24 protein-coding genes and 1 riboswitch are annotated in these 24,701 nt (G+C 29.4%); of the genes, 1 reads left to right on the plus strand and 23 read right to left on the minus strand.

The features are described 5' to 3' along the window. Positions 1–191: 191 nt before the first annotated feature. Positions 192–383, plus strand: coding sequence for a 50S ribosomal protein L28 (gene rpmB / locus I2E83_RS01385; RefSeq protein ID WP_008678335.1), 192 nt, complete (start codon positions 192–194; stop codon positions 381–383). 261 nt (positions 384–644) lie between these two features. On the opposite strand, the gene I2E83_RS01390 is transcribed toward rpmB, so the two are convergent. The 23 genes from I2E83_RS01390 to I2E83_RS01500 form a co-directional block, all read right to left on the minus strand. Next, positions 645–1,280, minus strand: coding sequence for a thiamine diphosphokinase (locus tag I2E83_RS01390; protein ID WP_195263643.1), 636 nt, complete (start codon positions 1,278–1,280; stop codon positions 645–647). 1 nt (position 1,281) lies between these two features. Continuing rightward, complete coding sequence (rpe, locus tag I2E83_RS01395; RefSeq protein ID WP_195263644.1) at positions 1,282–1,929, minus strand: ribulose-phosphate 3-epimerase; 648 nt, start codon at positions 1,927–1,929, stop codon at positions 1,282–1,284. Then, positions 1,923–2,792: a ribosome small subunit-dependent GTPase A gene (gene rsgA / locus I2E83_RS01400; RefSeq protein ID WP_195263645.1), complete on the minus strand. Its 870-nt coding sequence runs from the start codon at positions 2,790–2,792 to the stop codon at positions 1,923–1,925. Before rsgA ends, rpe begins: the two co-directional genes overlap by 7 nt. 107 nt (positions 2,793–2,899) lie before the next feature. Continuing rightward, a complete protein-coding gene (gene pknB, locus I2E83_RS01405; protein ID WP_195428309.1) occupies positions 2,900–4,903 on the minus strand; it encodes a Stk1 family PASTA domain-containing Ser/Thr kinase in 2,004 nt (667 codons plus the stop codon). 1 nt (position 4,904) lies between these two features. After that, on the minus strand, positions 4,905–5,624 hold the full coding sequence (locus I2E83_RS01410; protein WP_195263647.1) for a Stp1/IreP family PP2C-type Ser/Thr phosphatase: 720 nt from the start codon (positions 5,622–5,624) through the stop codon (positions 4,905–4,907). A gap of 15 nt (positions 5,625–5,639) precedes the next feature. Then, a complete protein-coding gene (rlmN, locus tag I2E83_RS01415; protein WP_195263648.1) occupies positions 5,640–6,671 on the minus strand; it encodes a 23S rRNA (adenine(2503)-C(2))-methyltransferase RlmN in 1,032 nt (343 codons plus the stop codon). A gap of 8 nt (positions 6,672–6,679) precedes the next feature. Further along, on the minus strand, positions 6,680–7,999 hold the full coding sequence (gene rsmB / locus I2E83_RS01420; RefSeq protein WP_195263649.1) for a 16S rRNA (cytosine(967)-C(5))-methyltransferase RsmB: 1,320 nt from the start codon (positions 7,997–7,999) through the stop codon (positions 6,680–6,682). 11 nt (positions 8,000–8,010) lie between these two features. Further along, positions 8,011–8,709: a zinc metallopeptidase gene (locus I2E83_RS01425; RefSeq protein WP_195263650.1), complete on the minus strand. Its 699-nt coding sequence runs from the start codon at positions 8,707–8,709 to the stop codon at positions 8,011–8,013. 43 nt (positions 8,710–8,752) lie between these two features. Then, positions 8,753–9,679 (minus strand): methionyl-tRNA formyltransferase, encoded by a 927-nt coding sequence (gene fmt, locus I2E83_RS01430; RefSeq protein WP_195428310.1) that lies wholly within the window; start codon positions 9,677–9,679, stop codon positions 8,753–8,755. A 15-nt stretch (positions 9,680–9,694) separates the two neighbouring features. Next, positions 9,695–10,138 (minus strand): peptide deformylase, encoded by a 444-nt coding sequence (def, locus tag I2E83_RS01435; protein WP_195263652.1) that lies wholly within the window; start codon positions 10,136–10,138, stop codon positions 9,695–9,697. An 11-nt stretch (positions 10,139–10,149) separates the two neighbouring features. Further along, complete coding sequence (priA, locus tag I2E83_RS01440) at positions 10,150–12,348, minus strand: primosomal protein N' (RefSeq protein WP_195428311.1); 2,199 nt, start codon at positions 12,346–12,348, stop codon at positions 10,150–10,152. Positions 12,349–12,403: 55 nt separating this feature from the next. Then, positions 12,404–13,603, minus strand: a complete 1,200-nt coding sequence (gene coaBC / locus I2E83_RS01445) for a bifunctional phosphopantothenoylcysteine decarboxylase/phosphopantothenate--cysteine ligase CoaBC (RefSeq protein WP_195428312.1) — start codon at positions 13,601–13,603, stop codon at positions 12,404–12,406. A 2-nt stretch (positions 13,604–13,605) separates the two neighbouring features. Then, a complete protein-coding gene (gene rpoZ / locus I2E83_RS01450; protein ID WP_195263654.1) occupies positions 13,606–13,830 on the minus strand; it encodes a DNA-directed RNA polymerase subunit omega in 225 nt (74 codons plus the stop codon). After that, positions 13,811–14,449 (minus strand): guanylate kinase, encoded by a 639-nt coding sequence (gene gmk, locus I2E83_RS01455; RefSeq protein WP_195263655.1) that lies wholly within the window; start codon positions 14,447–14,449, stop codon positions 13,811–13,813. Before gmk ends, rpoZ begins: the two co-directional genes overlap by 20 nt. Further along, the gene (locus I2E83_RS01460) at positions 14,449–14,718 is read right to left on the minus strand and encodes a DUF370 domain-containing protein (RefSeq protein WP_008678315.1); all 270 of its coding nucleotides are present in this window, start codon (positions 14,716–14,718) and stop codon (positions 14,449–14,451) included. Before I2E83_RS01460 ends, gmk begins: the two co-directional genes overlap by 1 nt. Positions 14,719–14,732: 14 nt before the next feature. Beyond that, positions 14,733–15,614, minus strand: a complete 882-nt coding sequence (locus I2E83_RS01465) for a YicC/YloC family endoribonuclease (RefSeq protein ID WP_195428313.1) — start codon at positions 15,612–15,614, stop codon at positions 14,733–14,735. Positions 15,615–15,908: 294 nt separating this feature from the next. Continuing rightward, positions 15,909–17,276, minus strand: coding sequence for an NCS2 family permease (locus I2E83_RS01470; protein ID WP_195263657.1), 1,368 nt, complete (start codon positions 17,274–17,276; stop codon positions 15,909–15,911). Positions 17,277–17,389: 113 nt separating this feature from the next. Beyond that, positions 17,390–17,491, minus strand: a riboswitch (purine riboswitch). Positions 17,492–17,541: 50 nt separating this feature from the next. Further along, on the minus strand, positions 17,542–18,534 hold the full coding sequence (locus I2E83_RS01475; RefSeq protein ID WP_195263658.1) for an asparaginase: 993 nt from the start codon (positions 18,532–18,534) through the stop codon (positions 17,542–17,544). A gap of 215 nt (positions 18,535–18,749) precedes the next feature. Continuing rightward, on the minus strand, positions 18,750–19,145 hold the full coding sequence (locus I2E83_RS01480) for a PBECR2 nuclease fold domain-containing protein (RefSeq protein WP_195263659.1): 396 nt from the start codon (positions 19,143–19,145) through the stop codon (positions 18,750–18,752). Between the two features lie 156 nt (positions 19,146–19,301). After that, positions 19,302–20,780, minus strand: coding sequence for a stage IV sporulation protein A (spoIVA, locus tag I2E83_RS01485; protein WP_195263660.1), 1,479 nt, complete (start codon positions 20,778–20,780; stop codon positions 19,302–19,304). Positions 20,781–20,954: 174 nt separating this feature from the next. Then, the gene (locus I2E83_RS01490) at positions 20,955–21,950 is read right to left on the minus strand and encodes an NAD(P)H-dependent glycerol-3-phosphate dehydrogenase (RefSeq protein WP_195263661.1); all 996 of its coding nucleotides are present in this window, start codon (positions 21,948–21,950) and stop codon (positions 20,955–20,957) included. A 2-nt stretch (positions 21,951–21,952) separates the two neighbouring features. Further along, on the minus strand, positions 21,953–23,269 hold the full coding sequence (der, locus tag I2E83_RS01495) for a ribosome biogenesis GTPase Der (protein WP_195263662.1): 1,317 nt from the start codon (positions 23,267–23,269) through the stop codon (positions 21,953–21,955). After that, positions 23,269–24,603, minus strand: coding sequence for a DUF512 domain-containing protein (locus I2E83_RS01500; protein WP_195263663.1), 1,335 nt, complete (start codon positions 24,601–24,603; stop codon positions 23,269–23,271). The genes der and I2E83_RS01500 overlap by 1 nt, the downstream gene beginning before the upstream one ends. Positions 24,604–24,701 lie beyond the last annotated feature (98 nt).

A 24,701-nucleotide genomic window follows, 5' to 3' on the forward strand; every position in this document is an offset into this window, starting at 1 on the left:
TACATTTATTATTCAAGTAAATATTACATAGGTTAGTATATGGAAATATGCTTAGATATATAATTTTTTTTAATTTAAAAGTTTTTTCATTTTTTTCTCAATTTCTCTTGCTTTTTTGACACTTACTATGTTAAAATTTAATCTGTCCTATTGAAGAGAAATTATCTTCACAAATAAGGAGGTGTTTTCAAGTGGCAAGAAGATGCGAAGTTTGTAATAAAGGGGTTGTATCTGGAACTCAATACTCCCACTCACATCGTCAATCAAAGAGAACTTGGGCTCCTAACATAAAGAGAGTAAAGGCTTTAGTTAACGGAACACCAAAGACAGTTCATGTATGTACAAGATGCCTTAGATCTGGTAAGGTTCAAAGAGCAATATAAGTTCAAATAGAAAATGCAATTGACTTAGCAATTGCATTTTTTATTTTGCCTTTTTTAATTTTTAAAGGATTCTTCCTTAATAGTCATATACTCTTCATATGTATTTTATTTTTTTCTTTTAAAAAATCTTATAAAATTCGAAATAAACTTCGGTAATTTTATAGCTATTATCTTCATAAATTCTCCCTCCAATAAAAAATCACTCATCTCTTTATATACATTGTATGCAAATAAATAAAATGAGTGATTACTTTTTTAAATTTAATCTTGTGTATAGAGAACCATTAAAATTCCATTATCAAATGTAACTTCTATATCATTACCTATAAATTCATTCGATGTTGTTAATCCATCACCAAAATATAAATCATAATTTAAAAGATTATACTTAGCTCCATTTATATTAAGATTTTTTACTACCTCGCAATATGCATGAAAAGACACAGTTTCTCCTTTATTTCCTTTTAGTACTATGCTTTTATCAGTCAAAAAAATTTTATTGTTATCATCTATTATTTTAGTGCAAATTGACTTTTTTAAGCCTTTTAGCATGAGTCCTAAATTACTTAGTGAATGATCATATCTCGTTCCTGTAGCTCCTAATAACACTATATTACTAGCACCTTTTTCAATTGCTAAGTTAAAGGCAATTTCTGTATCTGGAAAGTCCTTTTCCTTTTTATATTTAAGCTTTTCGCAATCTAAAACTTCCATAGCTTTTATTATATCTTTATTAGCTGAATCAAAATCACCTAATATGTAATTTGGAGATATATTATACTTATATAATACCTCACACCCCTTATCAGCACCTATTATTAAATGCGCATCCTTAATTTCATTTAACAATAGTTCTTTTGAAGGTGCTTTTCCTCCTGATACTATTACTGCCTTCATTTTATTCTCCTCTTATTGCTTTTATATTTTCTTCAAGTTTTCCATCTCCAAATACAGCAGATCCAGCTACTAAAACATTAGCTCCAGCTTCAATTATAACTTTAGCATTTGTTCTATCTACCCCTCCATCTACTTCTATTAATAAATCTTTATTTGAATTTGAGCTCATTTCTTTAACTTCTTTAATTTTCTCTAAAGTATACGGTATAAACTTTTGCCCACCAAATCCAGGATTAACCGACATAATTAAAACTAAATCTAATTTATTTATTATATCCTTCAAAACAAAAGTTGGAGTTCCAGGATTTAGTGATACTCCTGCTTTTATTCCCTTTGATTTTATATATTCTATAGCTCTATCTATATGCTTTTCTGCTTCATAATGTATAGTTATTATGTCTGCTCCTGCATTTACAAATTCATCTATATATCTTGATGGATTTTCTATCATTAAATGAACATCAAAAATTTTAGATGTTTTATTCCTTATTGATTTTATTACTGGTAATCCTATGCTTATATTAGGCACAAAATTTCCATCCATAACATCTATATGAATAAAGTCTGCTCCCGCCTTATCTACATTAATAATTTCTTCACCTAATTTTGAAAAGTCTGCTGATAATATTGATGGTGATATTTTTACCATTTGTATTTTTCCCCCTCTAGTAATTCTTCTAGTATTCTTATATAAAAATTATATCTAGTTTCGTTAATTTTACCTTCTTGTAGTGCCTTTTTTACTGCACATTCAGGTTCTTTATTATGAAGGCATCCTCTAAATTTACAATTATGATTGTATTCTTCAAATTCTGGGAAAGAATATCTAAGTTCTTCTTTGTCCATAAAGCTAATATCTATATTTGAAAAACCTGGACTATCTACTAAATATCCATCTTCTATTTCAATAAGCTCACTATGCCTTGTAGTGTGCTTTCCTCTACCTATTTTTTCTGATACAACTCCTGTTTCCATATGTGATCTATTTATAAGAGTATTTATAAGAGTTGACTTCCCTGCCCCAGAAGGACCGCATAATACAGTTTCATTATCTTTCAATCTTTCTTTAAGTAATTCTATGCCTAATCCCTTTTTTGCATTTATAAATAATACATCATAACCAATATCATTAATTTTTTTCTTAACTTCTTCTTTTTCTTCTGTACTTGCTAAATCTACTTTATTTAGACAAACTATTGCCTTAATATTGTTATACTCACATAAAATCAAAAATCTATTTAAAAGATCAAAATTAATGTCTGGATTTTTTATTGCAAACACTACAAAAGCTTGTGTAACATTTGCTACCGTAGGTCTTATTAATTCAGAAGTTCTATCGTGTATATCTTCTATTACTCCTTTTCCATTAGAAACATTTATATCTACATTATCTCCAACCATAGGCTTCATATCCTTATGCCTAAATTTTCCTCTTGCCTTACATTCTATAATTCCTTCTTTAGTTTTAACATAGTAAAACCCACCAATGCCTTTTATTATTTTTCCTTCCATACTTCCTCCGAATAATTTAATCTTTATATTTATAATAAACAGATTTCACCAAAAAATGCAAATAAATTTTAAATAAAATAAAAATCAGCTAAAAGCTGATTTTTATTTTATTGATTATCTTCATTATTATTAGCACTATTGTTAGCATTTATATTGCTGTTATTGACTTGAGGTTTCTCTTGTTCTTCTGCATTAGCTGAATTTTTGGCTTTAATTTTTACTGTTTGACCTTTTTTGATTTCCTTAGTAAAGCTTTCAACGATATCCCCAACACCATCAATTTCATATGATAAATCGTGTGAAAGAAGTATTGTTACTGCGTCATCTACTCTCATTCCTGACTTAAGTCCTAATCCAGCAATATCTATAGCTTCTTCCTTAACCTTCTCCTCATACTTTCCTACTGTTAAAGTAATTGGCGTTCCTTCCTGAACCTTAGTACCAGAGTAACTTTGATCTAATACTACCCCATCTTGTTTTTTATCCTTAGTTATTTCTTCTTTAACCTCAATTTTAAGACCATTTAATAACTCTTGAGCTTCTGATAATGATTTACCTTTTACTTCTTTTACATCTATAAGTTTAACTTCTGGTCCCTTACTAACTACTATATCTATCTTAGTATTTTTACTAATTTTAGAATGAGCTTCAGGACTTTGTCTTATTAAATATCCTTTATCAAATGTTTCACTATATTCTTCACTAATTGTATAATTAGTGAATCCTTGAGATATTAAAACTTGCTTTATATTATTAACTTCATAATCTCTAAAATCAGGCATATCAATTTGTTCTTCTCCAGCTGAAACCACAACTTTAATTGTCGAATCTTTTTTTACTCTTGTTCCTGCTTTTGGATCTGTTTCTAATATAGTATTTTCAGGCTTATCGCTATTTTGTGTAGATTTAATTTCTATTTTTAAGCCTAATTTTTCAACTTCTTCTTTAACTTCATCTATAGTCTTTCCAATAATACTTGGAACTTCAACTTCTTTGCTACTTCCATTCCCTTGAGCTAAGAAGAAACCCACAGAACCTAAAATTATAACTCCAATTATAATTCCAATTATAACTATAGCTTTTTTAGCTGAATTTTTGTTTTTCTTTTTCTTCTTAGGTAGCTCATCATCATCTTCTTCTTCATAATCATCATCATAATCTTCGTCATACTCATCATCTTCATAATAATCATCTTGTAATTTAGAAATATTAGTTGCTTTTTGATTATTAATTGGTGTCATAATTATAGTATGATCACTATTATCAACGATTGGATTACCAATAACTACATCTGGATTTTCCTGTATTTTTTGCAAATCTTGAATAATTTCTTTTGCATTTTGATATCTCTTAATTGGCTCTTTCTCAACAGCCTTAAGTATTAACTTATTCAAACTATCTGGAATAGCAGAATTTATATTTTTAGGTGGAATAGGATCTTCTTGCAAATGCTTTAATGCAACTGTAACTGGTGAATCACCTTCAAAAGGTAGTTTTCCTGTAACCATTTCATATAAAACTATTCCAAAAGAATAAATATCTGATCTAAAATCAATATATGTTCCTTTTGCTTGCTCTGGTGAAAGATAATGTGCTGATCCAATAATACTTGTAGTATTAGTTATAGTTTGAGAATCTGTAGATTTTGCTATTCCAAAATCAGTAACCTTTACTTCACCAGATTCTGTAACTAATATATTCTGTGGCTTTATATCCCTATGGATAATATTATTTCTATGTGCACAATCTAAAGCTTTAGCTATTTGAAGTGCTATTTTTATAGCAGTACTATAATTAAGCTTTCCACTATAATTAATAAACTCCTTCAAAGTTTTTCCACTTATATATTCCATTACTATATAATCTATATCATCTTGTGTACCTACATCCAAAACATTAACTATATTAGTATCAGATAAATTTGCAATGGCAGTTGCTTCTCTTTTGAACTTTTGAGAAATTTCTTTATTGTCTGCAAATTGCTTTTTTAATATTTTTACTGCAACAAATCTATTAAGCTTATTACATTTAGCTTTATAAACTTCAGACATTCCGCCTTCCCCTACTTTTTCAAGAAGCTCATATCTACCACCTAGTATAATTCCGTTCATATTACACCTCTCCTCCAAATAACATTACAGTTATATTGTCTCTTCCACCATTAATTTTAGCTAATTCAACAAGCTTTTCACAAATATTCTGTAAGTATTTTTCTTCTATTTCAAATGATAAAACCTCTTCTAAATCTATTTCATTGCTTAATCCATCACTACACATAAGAAAAAACTCAAATTTATCTTTTTCTATATCAAATACATCTACATCTACAGTTTCTTCTGTTCCAATTGCTCTAGTTATAACATTTTTTTGAGGATGATTTACAGCTTGTTCCTTAGAAATGCTACCGCAATCTAATAGTTCTTGAACCAAAGAATGATCCTTTGTTATTTTAGTAATTTTATTTACTTTAATTCCATAACAAGAACTATCTCCAACATTAGCTACTTGAATTGTATCTTTAGTTATTAAACATGCAACTAAAGTAGTCCCCATTCCATTATAAGTTTCATTGCAATGTGCTAAGTTAAAAACTTTCAAGTTTGCATGTTTAATAGCTTTTCTTAATATTTCTGTATTATTAATATTTTTAAAATTATCTCTTATGTATTTTATTAAAGATTTTGAAGCCATTTTACTAGCAATCTCGCCAGCATTATGTCCGCCCATTCCATCTGCCACTACATAAATTTTAAACTCTTCATCTTCATAAAATTCTGCATAATCTTCATTTAGGTTTCTTAAGTTCCCTACATCACTTTTTATACCAATCATGAACACCCACTCCCTCTAATTTTGAGACTTTAAGAAATTTCTCCTTAATTGGCCGCAAGCTGCATTGATGTCATTACCCATTTCTCTTCTTACAGTTACTTCAATTCCATTTTCATTTACTATCTTTTCAAATTCTTCTATAGTCTTTTTTGAAGGTCTTTTTAGAGTATTTTCTTTTATTTCATTAACAGGTATAAGGTTAACATGACAATGCCTTCCTTTTAATAATTTTGAAAGGGATTTCGCGTCTTCCTTACCATCGTTTATACCTGATACTAATGAATACTCAAAAGTTATACGTCTACCCGTTTTCTCAAAATAGTAATCACACGCTTGTAGTATTTCTTTTATTGAATATTTATTGGCAATAGGCATTATTTCTCTTCTTTTTTCATCACTAAATGCATGTAATGATATAGCTAGTGTTATGCTATATCCTTTATCTGCTAGTTCATAAATCTTAGGTACTAATCCACAAGTAGATAAAGTTATATGTCTTTGACCTATATTTAAACCATACTCTGCATTTACTAAATCTAAGAATTTAGTAACATTTTCATAGTTATCTAAAGGCTCTCCACTTCCCATCAATACTATATTAGAGATTCTTTCTCCTAAGACCTTTTGTGCTACAATAACCTCTGATAAAATTTCTCCAGCTGTTAAATTTCTCACTCTACCTTCTAAAGTTGATGCACAAAACTTACATCCCATCCTACATCCAATTTGTGTAGAAATACATATAGAGTTTCCATGTTTATATTTCATTATTACACTTTCAATGATGTTACCATCATCGAAAGCTAATAATAATTTTTGTGTACCATCCAAAGTTGACTCATACTTTTCTACAACTTTTGGTATTCCTATATAAAAATTTTCTTTAAGTTTCTCTACTAGAGAATTAGGTAAATTCTTCATATCATCGAAATCCCAAATATTCTTGTAAATCCATGAAAAAACTTGTTTTGCTCTAAAAGCACTTTCTCCATTTTCCTTCATCCATAAGGAAATTTCATCTAAACTGTAATTTAAAATATTATTCATTATATCACCTATTTTATCTTCTTTATTTTTCCTATAAAGAAACCATCCATAGAATCATTTGGTAATATAGTTAAACTTCCATCTTCATTGTATATAAAGTTATTGTTGTTTCCTATATATATTTTTTCTATTTCTGCATCATTATGTTTTGATAAGAACCATTGTAGATTTTCTTCATTTTCTTCTTTATTTAATGTGCATGTAGAATAAACAAGAGTTCCACCTGGCTTTAAATATTGCCATGCATTTTCCATTATTTCTCTTTGTATTGGAACTAAATCTTTTAATTGTTGTCTTGTTTTATTCCATTTTATTTCTGGTTTCTTTCTTATTATACCAAGTCCTGAACAAGGTACATCTATTAATACTTTATCTCCATAGCTTATATAATCACTATTTAGCTTGGTAGCGTCCATAGCCTTACACACTATATTATTTAATCCTAATCTATTTGCATTTTCTTCTATAAGAGAAAGTTTATTTTCATGTAAATCAAAAGCTAAAACTTCCCCAGTATTTGCTAGTAATTCAGCAATGTGAGTTGTTTTACCACCTGGAGCAGCACAAAGATCAAGTACTTTATCTCCTTCTTTTAAATCTAATAGAGGTGCCACTAGCATTGCACTTTCATCTTGAACTGTAATAAGTCCTTCTTTAAATAATTCGTTATCCTCTATCCCTTTTCCACCTTTTATAGCTATCGCTTCTGGACAAGCATATCCATCTTCAATATTATATCCTATTTCCTCTAATTTTTCATAAACTTCATCATACTCTGCTTTAAATTCATTTACTCTTACAGTAACCTTTGGCGTTTCATTTAATCCAGCCATTAATCTCATAGTTCTTTCTTCACCATATTGTTTTATAAACAATCTTATCATCCAAGGTTGGAAAGAAAATTTATAAGCAAGTTCATCTATTCTATTTCCTGGAACTACAATTTCCTTTTCATCCTTAATATAATTTCTTAAAATACCATTTACAAGCTTTGATGCTTCTAAAGAAATTTCCTTTGCTTCTTCTACTGCTTCATTGCAAGCAGCATATTCAGGTATTTTATCTAAAAAGTACATTTGATAAATAGCTACTCTTAATATATTCAATACAGTTGTATCAATTAAATTAATATCTTTAACAAAGTTTCCTATTAATACATCTAAAGTTTTCTTTCTTCTTAAAGTACCATACACAATTTCTGTTACAAGTCCCTTATCTTTATCTTCAATATCTCTGCTATTAAGTTCATTTGAAAGAACTAGGTTTGAATATGCTCCTTCTTCTAAAACTCTTTGTATAATTTGTCTTGCAAGTTTTCTACTGTTCATCCTTCTACCTCTTAATTATCATTATATCTATTGTTTATAGCTATTAATCTTATTAACTGAGAAATAGCCATAAGAGTTGCTGCTACATATGTCATTGCAGCTGCATCTAAAACTTTTTGTGCTCCTTTTAATTCATCTCCATATAGGAAGGTTCTAGTTTTTAATATATTTAATGCTCTTGTTGATGCATTAAATTCTACTGGAAGGGTTACTAATTGATAAATAACTGCACCTCCAAAGAATATTATACCAACCTTAGCAAATAGTGGATTACCTAAGAATATCCCTATCATGAATAAATATATTGATAATGTACTTCCTATATTAACAACTGGCGCTATCCTAGTTCTTAAAACTAAAGGTGCATAGTGAGTTTGATGCTGAATTGCATGCCCGCATTCATGGGCAGCTATCCCAGCAGCTGCTACAGTTGCTCCGTCATATACTTCTGGTGAAAGTCTAATTACTCTTGATGATGGATCATAATGATCTCCAAGATGCTTTCCATACCTTTCAACTCTTACATCAAAAAGTCCTGCTCCATCTAATATACTTCTTGCAACTTCGCTTCCAGTAACACCACTTAAAGTTCTAACAGTTTTATACTTTTTATAAGCATTATCTATTTTAAACTGTGCCCAAAAAGCTATTATCATAGCTGGTATTAAAATTAAATATGTTGGGTCAAATAAAAATCCTGGGTAAAACATAAACCCATCTCCTTTTATATAGTTTAATTAATTATTATAGCTCTTAAATAACTTTTTTACTTATTTCTAGTTCATTACCATTTATATATTGCTCTATAGTTAAAGGCTTACCATTTGGAAATTGAATTTTTTTAACTAATAGTACTCCTGAACCTGTTGAAACTTTCATACCTTCTTTTGATACATTTATTATAGTACCAGGCTCTTTATTACTATTTTCACATAATACTTCGCTCTCATATATTTTCATTGATTTATCATCATAAGTAGTATGCGCAATAGGCCATGGATTAAGTCCTCTAATTAAATTATGAATATCCTTAGCTGTATTATTCCAATTTATTCTTCCAAGTTCTTTATTTAACATTTTAGCGTAAAAAGTTTCTTCACTTTGCTTTTCTGGAATGATGCTTCCATTATACAATCCCTCTATAGTATTAATTAAGAGTTCTGCACCTTTCTCCATTAATACGTCATGTAATTCTCCAGCTGTCATATTATCAGTTATTTCAACTTCATCCTTAAGAAGCATATCTCCAGTATCAAGACCTACGTCCATTAACATTGTAGTATTACCAGATTTCTTCTCACCTTTTATTATAGCCCAGTTTAAAGGTGCTGCTCCTCTATACATCGGTAACAATGATGCATGTAGGTTTATACATCCATACTTTGGAATATCTAACACTTCTTTAGTCAGTATTTGACCAAAAGCTACTACAATTATAAAATCTGGCTTTAACTCTTTTAGATACTCTATAGCTTCCCTATCTTCTTTTAATTTAATAGGTTGAAAAACCCTTATATTTTTTTCTAAAGCTACTTCCTTAACTGGAGAATAGGCCATTTTCTTTCCTCTTCCCTTCGGTTTATCAGGTTGAGTAAATACACTTTCAACTCCATAAATCTCTATTATCTTTTTTAATGATGGTACTGCAAAATCTGGAGTTCCCATAAATACTATTTTCATGTTAATCCTCCTTTGCTATTTTAAATAATCTATAAATAGAGTTCCATTTAAGTGGTCATTTTCATGAAGTATAGCTCTTGCTAAAAGTTCTGTTGCTTCTAAAACAAACTCTTCTCCCTTTTCATTTAAAGCTTTTACCTTTACATAATTTGGACGTTCAACATCTGCAACTTCTCCAGGTACGCTTAAACATCCTTCTTCTCCTAATTGACTTCCTGAAACTTCTAAAATTTCTGGATTTATAAATACTCTTAATCCATAATCATCATAAACATCTATAACAAATATTCTTTGAAGTATTCCAACTTGTGGTGCTGCTAAACCAACTCCATCGGCTTCATACATAGTGTCTGCCATATCTTCTATTAATTTAAGTGTTCTTGGTGTTATTTCAGTAACAACCTTACATTTCTTTCTTAATGCTTCATCGCCATTTTGTCTTATATTTCTAATTGCCATTTCTTTACCTCCTAAGTCAAATTGTTTGGATTAATATCAATAGTTACTTTTACTTCATTATATACATTCTTATTTAATTGATAAAGTTTATCTTTTATTTTTTTACAAAAATCTAGAGATAAATCACCTTTAAATAATATTTGCCATCTATAATTATCTTTTATTTTAGAAACTATGCATGGAACTGGTCCAAGCATTTCTATATTTAAATATTCATCTTTAATTATTTCCATCTCACCTTTTATTAATTTCATAAAATCTTTAAGTGAGTTTTCATTTTTAGAAGAAACATTCACTAATAGTATTTTACCAAAAGGAGGATAATACATCAAACCCCTTGTAGTAAATTCTTCATCATAAAACCCTTCATAATTATAGTTTTTTGCATAAATTAGACTATAATGCTCTGGATTATATGTTTGAACAATTACTTTACCTTCTTTACTTCCTCTACCTGCCCTTCCAGCAACCTGAGTTACTATTTGAAAAGTTCTTTCTGCTGATCTATAATCTGGTATATTTATAGACATATCAGCAGCAAGTATTCCTACTAATGTTACATTTTCGAAATCTAGACCTTTTGATATCATTTGAGTTCCAATAAGGATATCTCCTTCTCCATTTTTGAATGCTTTATATATTTCTTCATGAGAATTCTTACCTCTTGTAGTATCTACATCCATTCTTAGAACTCTAGCATCCTTAAAGTACTTTTTAACCTCTTCTTCAACCCGCTCTGTACCAGCCCCAAAATGTTTTACATACTTACTTTTACATTTTGGACAAATCTTTTGTTGCTTTTGGCCGTAACCACAATAATGACACACTAAATATCCATTTTTATGGAATGTCATTGCTATATCACACTTAGGGCATTTAAAAACATATCCGCAGCTTCTACAAGATACAAATGTAGAAAATCCTCTTCTATTTAAAAACAAAATGATTTGCTCTTTCTTATTTAATGCTTCCTTGATTTCAGTAAAAAGTTTTCTGCTAAACATAGAAACATTACCACTATTTAATTCTTCTCTCATATCTACTATATCCATTATAGGCATTGGCTTATTATCTATTCTATTATTTAATTCTACTAATTCTATCTCCTCTGTTATAGCCCTGTAATATGTCTCTATAGAAGGGGTTGCTGATCCTAATATAACTTTACAATCTTTTATTTCACTTAAAAATTCAGCTACTTCTCTTGTTACATATTTAGGATTTTGTTCAGACTTATAAGTACTTTCATGTTCTTCATCTATTATAATTACACCTAAGTTAGGTGCTGGTAAAAACAACGCACTTCTTGCTCCTATTACAAGTTTAGCTTTTCCTTCTTTCACCCTAAACCATTCATCATATCTTTCTCCATCTGATAATTTACTATGAAAAACTGCAACTTCCTTTCCAAATCTTCCTTTAAATCTTTCTATCATTTGTGGTGTTAAAGAAATTTCAGGAACTAAAACTATAGCACATTTTCCATCTCTTATAGTATCACTTACAAGCTTCATATATACTTCTGTTTTTCCTGATCCGGTAACACCTTTCAGTAAAAATACTTTTTTATCAGACTTTTCAATTTTTTCTAAAGCTTTAATTTGATCCTTTGTAAGCTTTTTCTCTTTATAATCAATATATTCTTTATCATTATATCTATATACTATTTCTTCATCCACTTTCAAATATCCCTCTTTAATAAGCTTATTTATTTTATATAATGAAAGTGAATGTAAATTTACAAGTTCATTTTTATTAAATTTCCCATTATTATCTTTTATAAATTTTAATATATCTCCATATTTCTCTTCAACGTCTTTGCCGTAAGACTTATTTCCTAGTGCTATTACCATCTTGTATTTATTTTTTGCACCCTTTAAGACACCTTGTGGAATAAGAAGTCTTATTGCATCTATATATTTACATAAATAATTTTCCCTTATAAAGTAAACAAGTCTTAAATCGTCATTATTTAAAAGCGGTTCTATTGAACCTATAGATTTTATCTTTTTTATTCTAATACCTTTTATTTCATCTTCTTTTATAGATAATATGAATCCATCTACAAGGGAATTTTTCATTCCAAAAGGTACCTTTACCCATTGCCCTACCCTTATATCACTTTTAAGATCATCTGGTATTTCATAAGTAAAGGGTTTATCTATATCTAAAGCATCACTATTTATAATAATTTGTGCATATATTTTCAAATTCATCACCCTTTTATTAGGTTCTATTTCCCCCTATACAAGAAGAAAGCGCATCTTAGCGCTTTCTTAATATAGTTTCAAATATTTTAGATGCAACTTCTTTTTTACTCATCTTATCTAAATATATTTCTTCTCCATCTTTTGAAATGATAATAACTTTATTATCTTCACTTCCAAATCCGGTGTCAGCACTTGTAATATCATTAGCTACTATATAATCTAAATTCTTATTTTTTAGTTTCCTCTTTGCATTTTCTAATACATCATTACTTTCTGCTGCAAATCCAACAAGAATTTGATTACTTTTCTTTTCGCCTAATATTTTTAAGATATCATTATCTCTTACAAAGGTTAGGACTAAATCTTCATCACCTTTTTTTATCTTTTCATTACTATAATTTTTTGCTTTATAATCTGCAACAGCCGCAGATTTAATAACTATGTGACTTTTTTCAAAATTATCTAAAATTGCATTTTTCATTTCTTCATTTGTTGTTACATTTATTACAGTCACTCCATTAGGAGGATTAAGATTTGTAGGTCCTGATACTAATGTGACATTAGCACCTCTACGTTTAGCTTCTTCTGCTATATAATATCCCATCTTTCCTGTAGACCTATTTGTAATAAACCTTACTGGATCTATTTTAGAATGAGTTGGTCCTGCACTAACTAAAACATTTTTACCGCTTAAATCCTTAGTAAATTCTTTTTCATCTAATGCTTCTAATACTCTTTCTACAATTGTATTTACATCTGCAAGCTTCCCTTTTCCTAAATCGCCACAAGCAAGTCTTCCTGAAGCTGGCTCAATAAATTCATATCCATATTTCTTTAATTTTTCCATATTATCTTGGACTATTGCATTTTCATACATATTAGTATTCATAGCTGGAGCAAAAATAACTTTTGCTTTTGTGGCCATAATAGTCGTGGATAGCATGTCATCAGATATTCCATTTGCAACTTTTCCAATTATATTTGCAGTGGCTGGTGCCACTAAGAAAACATCTGCTCTTTTTGCTAGTGATATATGCTGTATTTCAAAAGCCTTAGGTTCTGCAAACATATCAGTTACAACCATATTTTGACTTAATGATTGAAATGATAAAGGAGTTACAAACTTAGTTGCAGATTCAGTCATAATAACTCTTACATCAATATCTTTCTTTTTTAAAGCACTTACTATGTCTAAAGCTTTATAAACTGCAATCCCTCCGCTTACTCCTATACATACACACTTTTTTTCATTCATAATTATTTAAATCCTTCTTTTAAAGGAGCAGGTTCATATCCTACTTCACCTTCATTAACTTCATTAATAGCAATTGTTAATGGCTTCTTTGATTTTGTTGCAACCATTGGTTCACTTCCATCTATTATTTGTCTTGCTCTTTTTGAAGTAACTATTACTAAAGAATATCTGTCGTCTACCTTTTTAAGTAAATCCATTATTGATGGATTAATCATAGAGTTGTTCATGAATTAAGCCCTCCTTAGAATCTAAAATTGTATTTTCTTTTATTCTATCAACTCTGCACTTTTCAGCAGCTATAATTGATTCTACCTTTGAAACTGCTAAATCTAAAGTATCATTAACTACAGCATAATTATATTTTGATACATAATTTATTTCTTTATATGCATTTTTAAATCTAGTCATTAATGATTCTTCTGTTTCGCTGCCTCTTTTTATAATTCTTTGTTTTAATTCTTCCATTGATGGAGGAAGAATAAAGATGAATACACCTTCACTGAAATTTTCTTTAACTTGTAATGCTCCTTGGATATCAATTTCTAATATCACATCTTTACCTTCTTCAAGCATTTTTTCCACATTAACTTTTGGAGTACCATAAAAGTTTCCATGTACATTAGCATATTCTAAGAATCCATTTTCAGCTACTTTTTCTTCAAAAGATTCTTTTGTTAAGAAGTAATAATTTATTCCATCTACTTCTCCAGCTCTTGGAGATCTTGTTGTAGCTGAAACTGAAATGTATATATTTTCATGTCTTTCTAATAGTTCCTTACAAATAGTACCCTTTCCCGCTCCTGATGGACCTGAAATAACTATTAATACACCTCTATTACTCTGCATTATTCATCAACCTCATCTACAGCTTCATCTTTTGCTACAAGTCTATGAGCTACTGTTTCTGGTTGAACAGCTGATAATATAACATGATCACTATCTGTTATTATTACAGCTCTTGTTCTTCTACCATAAGTTGCATCTATAAGCATTCCTCTATCTCTAGCCTCTTGTATTATTCTTTTTATAGGCGCTGATTCTGGACTTACAATAGCAACAAGTCTATTAGCAGAAACTATATTACCAAATCCAATATTAATTAACTTTATACCCATTACTTTCCTCCTAGTTATTCTATATTTTGCGATTGTTCTCTTATTTTTTCAATTAAGTTTTTTATGTTAATGACATAATTTGTCATATTCATATCACTAGATTTAGAAGCAATAGTATTAGCTTCTCTGTTCATTTCTTGAATTATAAAATCAAGTTTTCTTCCAATTTGCCCGCCTTCTTCAAAGGTTTTTCTCATTTGATTTAAATGGCTTTTTAATCTGATAATTTCTTCATCTACTGCAGACTTATCTGCTATTATAGCTATTTCTTGCGCTATTCTTGTCTCATCTATTTCTATGCCACCAAGTAAATCTTTAAGTTTTAACTCTAGTTTCTTTTTATATGTACTTGGCACTGTATATGCTATTTTATCTATTTCATAAACTAAAGACTCTATTTCATTTAATTTTTGTAGAATATCTTCTTTAAGCTTCTCGCCTTCAAGTATTCTCATTTCATCCATCATTGATAAAGATGAATCTATAAGCGGCTTTATAACACCCCAAATTTCTTCTATTGAACCCTCTTCTTCAACAATTGTTATAACATCTGAAAATCTTGCTATTTGAGTAGCTGTGATATCATTTTTTATATTAAGATTTTCTTCTATTTCTTTTAAACAATTATAGTAACTTTCTGCAAGTCTCAAGTTTAATTTAGCTATTCCTTCTCCACCTGAATAACTTTTTTGATTAATAAAAACATCTACTTTTCCTCTAAAAAGCTTTGAGTTTATTAACTTTCTAATTTCTTCTTCCAAAGAAATTATGCTTTTAGGTAATCTTACATTAACGTCTAAATATCTACTATTTACACTTTTCATTTCAACTGAAAATAAATATTTATTTCCTTCTTCGCTACTAGCTCTGCCAAAACTAGTCATACTTTTAACCATATATGCCTCCACAGCCTATCTTATATAAATTTTATAAATATGTATATTTCTATAAATCGTTATAAATTTATAGAAATCATTTTATAGATTTATATTATTTTAATTCCTTAAGAACATATTAATATTAATTTATATTTCACTTAACTGTCAATAACTTGTTCATAAATTGTTAACATTTTATTTTTATCACTAAAAAAGAAGTAGATAAATTCTACTTCTTTTTTGGGATTTACGAATACAAAAGAGTTATCTCTTTTATAATTTATATAAATTTTGATATAAATTATCTTTATTTTATAGAAAAGCTAACTTAATTATGAATAATATTGCAAGTATTATCATAACTACTGATACCTTAGTTCTATCTTCTTTATCTTTACATAATAAGTTATAAATTAAATTAATAACTACATATGATAATATTCCTATAGTTAAACCATCACCTATACTATATGTTAAAGCCATAGTTGTTATTGTTAGGAAAGCTGGCACACCCTCAGTTATATTATCAAATTCAATATTTTTTACAGCCCCAAGCATTAGGTATCCTACATAAATTAATGCTGGTGCAGTAGCACATGATGGTATAGCTATAAATACCGGTGAAAAGAACATAGCAAGTAAGAACAATATTCCAGTAGCTATTGCTGTATACCCTGTTTTTCCCCCTGCTGCAACTCCTGTTGAACTTTCTACATATGTTGTAACTGTGGATACTCCCATTGCTGCTCCTATTGTTGTTGAAACAGCATCAACTAATAAAGCTCTACCTGCATTAGGAACATTTCCATTTTCGTCAAGCATATTTGCTCTTGATGATACACCTACTAGAGTACCAACTGTATCGAAGAAATCAACGAATAAGAAAGTGCATATTACAACTATAAATGTTCCTATGGTTTCTTTGTTTGTTAAATGTGAAAAATCTAACTTCCCTGCTATTGGTGCTATACTTTCAAACTTAAATAATCCTTCTGGTAAATATATTCCAAGGTCTGCTGCAACTTCTGGATTTATTAATGCATATCCCCATGCTAGTAATGTACTTGTCAATATTCCAAATAATATAGATCCTTTTATTTTCTTTTTATCTAATACTGCTATTATAACAACACCAACTAATGCAATTATAACTGTTGGTGAAAAGTGTCCCATTGTTACTAATGTTGAATCATCATTTACTACTAATCCTGCTCCAACCATTCCTATAAATGCTATAAAAACTCCAATACCTGCAGTTACTGCATGCTTCATTGTCATTGGTATTGCATTTACAACAGCTTCTCTAACTTTAAATATGGATAATAATATAAATATAATTCCTTCTATAAATACTGCTGTTAAAGCCATTTCCCAAGATATTCCCATTCCTATCACAACTGAAAAGGCAAAAAATGCATTAAGTCCCATTCCAGATGCTAGTGCAAAAGGTAAGTTTGCAAATATCCCCATTAATATACATCCAATAGCTGCTGTTAAACAGGTTGCAGTAACTAAAGCCCCTGCTGGCATTCCTGTTTCTGATAATATATTTGGATTTACTGCTATTATGTAAGCCATTGTTAAGAAAGTAGTAATACCAGCTACTATTTCTCTTTTTAAATTTACATTTTCATTTGATAATATAGGTAATAATACTTGTGTTTTTGATGAGTTTTTCATTGCTAATCCCCCTAGTATTTTTATACAACAAAAGCCGCTATGAATTATCAATAGATAACTCATAGCGGCTTTTAGCTAGAAATGCTGACATGATTATATATCTAATAATATAAACTTGCTCGCATTTTACTCATAGTCAAGATATTTACGGTATCTCGGTAGAAACTTTTGACCCTTATCGCCAATATTATATGAGTTATCTCCTCTGCGAATATTATTATATATTTTAGATAAATCCTTGTCAATACATACGCATGATTTTATTTTAATTTCCGTTAAAATTCGTATTATTTTTAAATGATTCTCTAATATCAATTGCTTTTTTACTTGAAAGAGCTACTATAAGCTTAATTCTTGCCTTTTGTCCTGGCATACTTTCTTCAAAAAATACCCCTAAATCCTTAAGCATCTTTCCGCCTCCATCATATCCATATGATTCATAAACTCTTCCTTCAAAACATCTTGATACAACAACCACAGGTATATTCTTATTTAAAGCTCTTTTTATACCATCAACCATAGTAGGTGGAACATTTCCTCTTCCTAATGCTTCAATTACTATTCCTTTATATCCTTTATCTATAAAATAATCTATATAATCCGCACCCATTCCTGCAACACATTTTATTAAGGCAACTTCATCAATTATATTTTCTACATGATATACCCTATGTTTTTTTGTATTTCTATAAAATAAAACTTTATTATTATCTACTATACCTATCGGACCAAAGTTAGGAGTCTTAAAAGCATTAAGTGCCATAGAATTTACTTTTGTAACTTCAGCTGCTGAATTCAGTTCTCCATTAAAACAAACTAACACACCTCTACCTTTAGCATCCTCTGAAATTGCTGTACAAATAGAAGTCGCTAAATTAAAAGGACCATCATAACCAAGCTCTGAACTACTTCTCATTGCTCCAGTAACTACTATGACCTTTTCAGTATCTATAGTTAAATCTAAAAAATATGCTGTTTCTTCCAAAGTGTCAGTCCCATGAGTTAACACTACACCATCTATATCATCTCTATCTATTAATTCTTTTATAAATTTACTAAGCTCTAACATATTTTGTATAGTCATATGTGGAGAAGGCTTGCTAGAAAAGCTATGAGATTCTACCTCTGCAAACTCCTCTATTCCAGTTACCATTGACATTATTTCTTCCCCAGTCAAGCTTGGAACAGCTGCTTTAATTCTTTCATCAACCTTCATTGAAATTGTTCCACCATTAAAAACTACTGCTACCTTTTTCATAGTTTCCTCCTAAAGTTAATTATAAAATAAAAACTCTTGGTGTACCCAAAAGTTTAAAAATTGTAAAAGTTGATTATTGGTAGGTCGGCGTATCCTACATCTCTTATTACTGAAAATCCAGCGCATGAGGAGCCATTTCTCACCTCAATAATCTCTTTATTCTAAGCCAATATACATATTATAGCTTTTATATTAAAATGTTTCAACTTTTATTTTTATCTCCATCTTATTAATTTTCCACTATATAATTTATTATTTATCTTCCCTTCTGTTATAGGATACATAGTAGAAACATATATATAATCTCTCTCGTTATCTATATCTATACCTATTAGTATATTAGAATCTACCTTTTTAATCAATTCAATATGAGTTCCATTTTCAGTTAGCTTATATACTCCTATATAGTCTGGTTCTTCAATTATATCTTTCATACATTCTATTAAATTCCCAGCTATCTTTTTACTCAAATGTTTTCCATGTCTTTTTTTAATATGCTTTATTACCCCTGGGGATGCATAGATGGTACCTGTAAATTTTACCCCTAAGTTTTCTGCCATTCTTTCTTTAAAATACCCTACTCTCTTATAGGTACTAAATCTGTCTTCCATATCTATCCCTCAATTCTGTATAGTGTATATGAGCTTAATTTGTAAAACATCTCTTATATAATATATTATTCATTAACATTGTATAAATTTACTGATATTAGAAATTTGTATAAAAAAAGAAAAAGACTAGCCTAAAAAAAGACTAGTCTTCCTCCCTTATAATATTATGCAGATTAATCCGCCACTACCTTCATTTATAATCTTTTGAAGAGTTTTTTGAATCTTTACTTGAACATCATCAGGCATTTTATATAGTTTATTTTGTAATCCTTCTTTAATTAATACTTCTAGCGGTTTACCAAACATATTACTTTGCCATAATGAAGCTGGATCTTTTTCAAATTGTTCCATTAAAGACTTTACAAGCTCTTCGCTTTCTTTTTCTGAACCCATTATAGGACTTATCTCAGTTTTTATATTAGCTTTAATAAAATGCAATGATGGTGCTGATGCTTTTAATTTGACACCAAACTTGGTTCCTTGCTTAACCATTTCAGGTTCTTCAAATTTCATCTCTGATAATTGAGGTGCAACTAAACCATAACCAGTTTCACGTACATCAATTAATGCATCTTTCACTTTATCATATTCTTTTTTAGCAAAGTTAAGTTCTTTTATTAATGATAATAAATCACTTTCAGACTTAACATCTAAATCACAAATTTCACTTAATATGTTATAGAATATTCCATCTTTAGGCTTCATAGTAATTGTTGCCTTACCTTCACCTAAATTAACTGAACTCATTTCTGTTGGAGCTAGGTTTTCTTCCTCTTTTAATAGATTCAATGTAGATTTTATATCTCTAACTCTACTTATGTTTTCACACATTCCTTTAATTATACCAAAGAAATTCTTTTTTAACCAATGCTCCGGTTCTAACTTCTCAACCCAGCTAGGCATTTCAATATTGATTTCTTTAACTGGGAATTCTTTAAGTACATGTTTAAATACATCCTCTACATCATTTTCATTCATATTAGCTACATCCATAACTTGAACTGTAACATCATATTTTTCTTCTAATTCTTTCTTCATTGCTCTTGTTTCTGGAGCATTAACATATTTCGTATTAAGTACAACTATAAAAGGCTTATTTATTGCCTTTAATTCTTCTATTACTCTTTCTTCCGCTTCTAAGTACTCATCTCTTTCTATCCCTGTAATACTTCCATCTGTTGTTACCACAAGGCCTATTGTAGAATGATCTGTTATTACTTTTCTAGTTCCTATTTCTGCTGCATCTTCAAAAGGTATCTCGTATTCATACCATGGAGTATTTACCATTTTAGCTTGGTCGCCATCCATATATCCTACTGCACCCTTTACTATATAACCAACACAATCAACCATTCTAACCTTAAATTTTATGTCTTCATCAATAGTAATTTCTACAGCCTCATTTGGAATAAATTTAGGCTCTGTGGTGTGAATGCCTTTTCCTGATCCACTTTGAGGTAGTTCATCCTTTGCTCTTTCCTTCTTATAATTATTATCAATCTTTGGTATTACCATAAGGTCCATAAACTTTTTTATAAATGTTGACTTACCTGTTCTAACTGGACCAACAACACCTACATATATGTCCCCTTGTGTTCTTTCAGCTATATCCTTGTATATATTAAAGCTGTCCACGGTGTAACCTCCTATTTATTTTTAACACTATATATATATTCGAGAGTGGAAAAAAGTATACAACTTTTTTTAAATTTTAATTTTTTCTCAATTACATATATAATAATATATTGTCTCTAGTTATAATTTATTACTAATGAAAAAGGAGAAGTAAACTTTACTTCTCCTTTCTCATTAGTATATTTCACTTTTTCTTTTTCTTTCCATCAAATCTATAACGGCTTCCTTAGGATTTTTATTTTCAAATAAAATCTTATATAAAATATCTGTTATAGGCATTTCTACATTTAAATTTTCTTTAACTTCATAAAAAGCCTTACATGCTTTAATACCTTCAACAACCATTCCGACTTCTTTAATAGCTTCCTCAGTTGTCTTTCCTTTACCTATTAAATATCCTGCCTTCCTATTTCTAGAATGAAGACTGGTACAAGTTACTATAAGATCACCCATTCCTGTTAGCCCAAGGAACGTCTCAGACTTTCCTCCAAGCTTCATTCCAACTCTAACTATTTCGGCCATTCCCCTCGTCATAAGAGCTGCCTTTGAGTTATCTCCATATCCAATACCATCACAAACTCCTGCTGCTAATGCAATAATATTCTTAACTGCACCACCTATTTCAACACCTACTAAATCTTCATTAGTATATACTCTAAAGTTTTTATTAATAAATAAATCCTGAACTTTTTTAGCAGCCTCTATATTTTCAGAAGAAACAACTACAGTTGTTGGAATATCGAAAGCAACTTCCTCAGCATGACTAGGTCCAGATAATATCACAACTTCATTATTTGGCAATTCATCTTTAATAACTTGCGATAATCTTAAATTACTTCCTTCTTCAATTCCCTTTGCTATACTTACTATAATTACATCATCATTTATTTTACCTTTTAATGATCTTGCAATTGTTCTTATTACATGAGATGGAACTGATAATACTATATAATTTGCTCCTTCTATAGCCTCATCTAGATTCGTATAAGCAGTGACATTTTCAGGTATATGTAGATCTTTAATATATCTATTATTTTTTCTATTTATATTTATATCGTCAACAACATTTTTATTTCTATCATATATGCTAACATTATTTTCCTTTTTAGCTAACAATATTCCTAAAGCAGTACCAAAACTACCTCCGCCTAAAAAAGTCACCTTGCTCATGCTTATTCCTTCCTTTCTCTATATTCTATTTGAATACCTGTTCCACTAAAATCAAAGCTTTCTCTTAATTGATTTTCAAGATATCTTTCATATGAAAAATGAGATGCACTTGAATCATTAACAAAGAATATGAACTTTGGTGGTTTTGATGCTACTTGAGTTGCATAATATATTTTCATTCTCTTAAGTCCTACTATCGGAGGTTCTTTCATAAGAACCGCTTTATTTATAACTTCATTTAATATTCCTGTAGGGATTCTCTTTGAATAGTTATCATAACATTCCTTTGCAGTTTCTAAAACCTTATGTGTTCTTTGTCCTGTCTTAGCAGATATAAATAAGTACTTTGCATACTTTAGAAACTTAAGATTCATTTGTAGTTCTTCTTTATATCTTTGCATTGTTTTATCATCTTTTTCAATTAAATCCCACTTATTTACTATAACCATAATAGCTTTATTCATTTCATGAGCATAACCTATTATTTTTTCATCTTGTTCAGTAACACCTTCAGTAGCATCTATCATTAATATACATACATCAGCTCTTTCAATAGCTGTATATGTTCTAATCACTGAATATCTTTCTATTTCCTCTTTAACCTTACTTTTTCTTCTAAGACCAGCTGTATCAACTAAAACAAACTTCCCTTGCTCAGTTTCTAAAGCACTATCTATAGAATCTCTTGTTGTTCCTGGGATATCAGAAACTATCAATCTTTCTTCTCCTAATAATCTATTTATTAAAGATGATTTTCCTACATTAGGTTTTCCTATCATAGCTATTCTTATAAATTCATCTTCTTCATCTTCTTCGATAAATTTATCAAAGTTTTCTACAACTCTATCTAGCATATCTCCAAGCCCTAATGCTTGAGAAGCTGAAATAGTTACTGGGTCTCCAATTCCCAAGTTATAGAATTCCCATGCGTTCTCTTCCTCTTTTAAAGAATCTACTTTATTAACTACTAAAACTACTTCTTTTTTACTTTTTCTAAGCATATTTGCTACTTCATGATCAGCAGGAGTTAACCCTTCCTTACCATCCACAACAAATATTATGACATCAGCAGTTTCTATAGCTATATTTGCTTGCCTTCTCATTTGTTTTACTATTATATCTTCTCTTTCTGGTTCTATACCACCAGTATCTATCATTGTAAAATTATAGTTAAGCCATTCTGCTTGAGCATATACTCTATCTCTAGTTACCCCCGGTGTATCTTGAACTATAGATATTCTTTGTCCAGCTAATTTATTAAATAGGGTAGATTTACCTACATTGGGTCTTCCAACTATTGCTACTATTGGTTTAGCCATTATTTTTCCTCCTTACAATTTGCATTTATTATATCAATAAGGTCATCTCCTGTATAATCACAAACTATCACCTTAACGCCTAACGCTTTTTCTACATCATCAATTCTTAAATCATCTAACATAACCATATCTGCAGGTGCAAGTTCATATCCTTTTCTAAACATATTACTTGGCATAATTAAATAATCTGTTTTTATCTTTCCTTTTAATTGATCTATTATATCAGTTCCAGTTAAAAGTCCTGCTACAGTTATAGTATTTCCAAAGAAGTTATTAATAACCTTATATACATCTATTTCAATGTTTGAATTATGCTTCATAATAAGATCTGCAGACCTTTTTATTTCATCATAAGCTAATTCTCCAGTTACCATTGAAAAACTTCCTTTTGACTTTTTATCTAGAAATTCTATTGATCTTTGCACTACTTCCCTATAATATCTAATCATTCCAACCCCATCTTCTAGTTGGTCATATTCTGAATAAAATTCTTCGTTTGGAACATCTAATCCAGATACTATATAAAATTCATCTGATAATCTAACAAATGGTGCTCCTGTTTCTTCAATAAACCTCTTTTGTAGATCTTGTATCATCATTATTTCTTTTTTTGATGTTTCTTTTGTAAATGTATCAACATAAGGTAGGTTTTCTCTAAACTTAGTAATTCCTATTGGTACAACAGCTACATTTTTCACATATGGATGTAATTCATATAAATCAAGAACAGTTTTTCTTAATTCTTCTCCATTATTTACATTAGGAATACAAACTATTTGTGCATGCATTTCAATTTCTGCATCTCTAAGCTTTTTAAGTCTATCCATTATAGCTCCTGCAAATCTATTTTTCAACATCTTTACTCTAAGCTCTGGATTTGTTGTATGTACTGAAATATTTATAGGACTTATTTTATATCTTATTATCCTATCTATGTCTTCATCTTTCATATTTGTTAAAGTTACAAAATTACCTTGTAAAAATGATAATCTTGAATCGTCATCTTTAAAATATAAAGAATTTCTCATTCCTTTAGGAAGTTGATCTATAAAACAAAACATACACTTATTAGAACAGCTCTTTGCCTTATCCATTATTCCGCCTTCAAATTCAAGACCTAAATTTTCTCCATATTCCTTTTCAATTTCATATTCCCAAACTTCACCATTAGGTTTTTCAATTTCTAGTAGTACTTCTTCATCTACAGCTAAAAATTTATAATCTATAATATCATCTATAGGTGTGCCATTAATTGATAGTAATACGTCATTAACTTCTATTCCAACCTCTTCCGCGATACTTCCAAGGTCTACTTTTTTTATTAGATTTTTCATTTTTTTCACCTCAATATCTTAAACATATTGTCTTATAGTTTATCTAAATTAACATTATCTTTTTTTAATCAACTTAAATATCCATAAATACTTAGTTT

It is taken from the genome of Clostridium sp. D46t1_190503_E9 (genome assembly GCF_015555225.1).
In the GTDB taxonomy this organism is placed as follows: Bacteria; Bacillota; Clostridia; order Clostridiales; family Clostridiaceae; genus Clostridium.

Coding starts and splice junctions, on each gene's coding strand:
- I2E83_RS01390 (WP_195263643.1), bottom strand. CDS start 1,280: ATGAAGGCAGTAATAGTATCAGGAGGAAAAGCACCTTCAAAAGAACTA.
- rpe (WP_195263644.1), bottom strand. CDS start 1,929: ATGGTAAAAATATCACCATCAATATTATCAGCAGACTTTTCAAAATTA.
- rsgA (WP_195263645.1), bottom strand. CDS start 2,792: ATGGAAGGAAAAATAATAAAAGGCATTGGTGGGTTTTACTATGTTAAA.
- pknB (WP_195428309.1), bottom strand. CDS start 4,903: ATGAACGGAATTATACTAGGTGGTAGATATGAGCTTCTTGAAAAAGTA.
- I2E83_RS01410 (WP_195263647.1), bottom strand. CDS start 5,624: ATGATTGGTATAAAAAGTGATGTAGGGAACTTAAGAAACCTAAATGAA.
- rlmN (WP_195263648.1), bottom strand. CDS start 6,671: ATGAATAATATTTTAAATTACAGTTTAGATGAAATTTCCTTATGGATG.
- rsmB (WP_195263649.1), bottom strand. CDS start 7,999: ATGAACAGTAGAAAACTTGCAAGACAAATTATACAAAGAGTTTTAGAA.
- I2E83_RS01425 (WP_195263650.1), bottom strand. CDS start 8,709: ATGTTTTACCCAGGATTTTTATTTGACCCAACATATTTAATTTTAATA.
- fmt (WP_195428310.1), bottom strand. CDS start 9,679: ATGAAAATAGTATTTATGGGAACTCCAGATTTTGCAGTACCATCATTA.
- def (WP_195263652.1), bottom strand. CDS start 10,138: ATGGCAATTAGAAATATAAGACAAAATGGCGATGAAGCATTAAGAAAG.
- coaBC (WP_195428312.1), bottom strand. CDS start 13,603: ATGAATGAAAAAAAGTGTGTATGTATAGGAGTAAGCGGAGGGATTGCA.
- rpoZ (WP_195263654.1), bottom strand. CDS start 13,830: ATGAACAACTCTATGATTAATCCATCAATAATGGATTTACTTAAAAAG.
- gmk (WP_195263655.1), bottom strand. CDS start 14,449: ATGCAGAGTAATAGAGGTGTATTAATAGTTATTTCAGGTCCATCAGGA.
- I2E83_RS01460 (WP_008678315.1), bottom strand. CDS start 14,718: ATGGGTATAAAGTTAATTAATATTGGATTTGGTAATATAGTTTCTGCT.
- I2E83_RS01465 (WP_195428313.1), bottom strand. CDS start 15,614: ATGGTTAAAAGTATGACTAGTTTTGGCAGAGCTAGTAGCGAAGAAGGA.
- I2E83_RS01470 (WP_195263657.1), bottom strand. CDS start 17,276: ATGAAAAACTCATCAAAAACACAAGTATTATTACCTATATTATCAAAT.
- I2E83_RS01475 (WP_195263658.1), bottom strand. CDS start 18,534: ATGAAAAAGGTAGCAGTAGTTTTTAATGGTGGAACAATTTCAATGAAG.
- I2E83_RS01480 (WP_195263659.1), bottom strand. CDS start 19,145: ATGGAAGACAGATTTAGTACCTATAAGAGAGTAGGGTATTTTAAAGAA.
- I2E83_RS01490 (WP_195263661.1), bottom strand. CDS start 21,950: ATGAGCAAGGTGACTTTTTTAGGCGGAGGTAGTTTTGGTACTGCTTTA.
- der (WP_195263662.1), bottom strand. CDS start 23,269: ATGGCTAAACCAATAGTAGCAATAGTTGGAAGACCCAATGTAGGTAAA.
- I2E83_RS01500 (WP_195263663.1), bottom strand. CDS start 24,603: ATGAAAAATCTAATAAAAAAAGTAGACCTTGGAAGTATCGCGGAAGAG.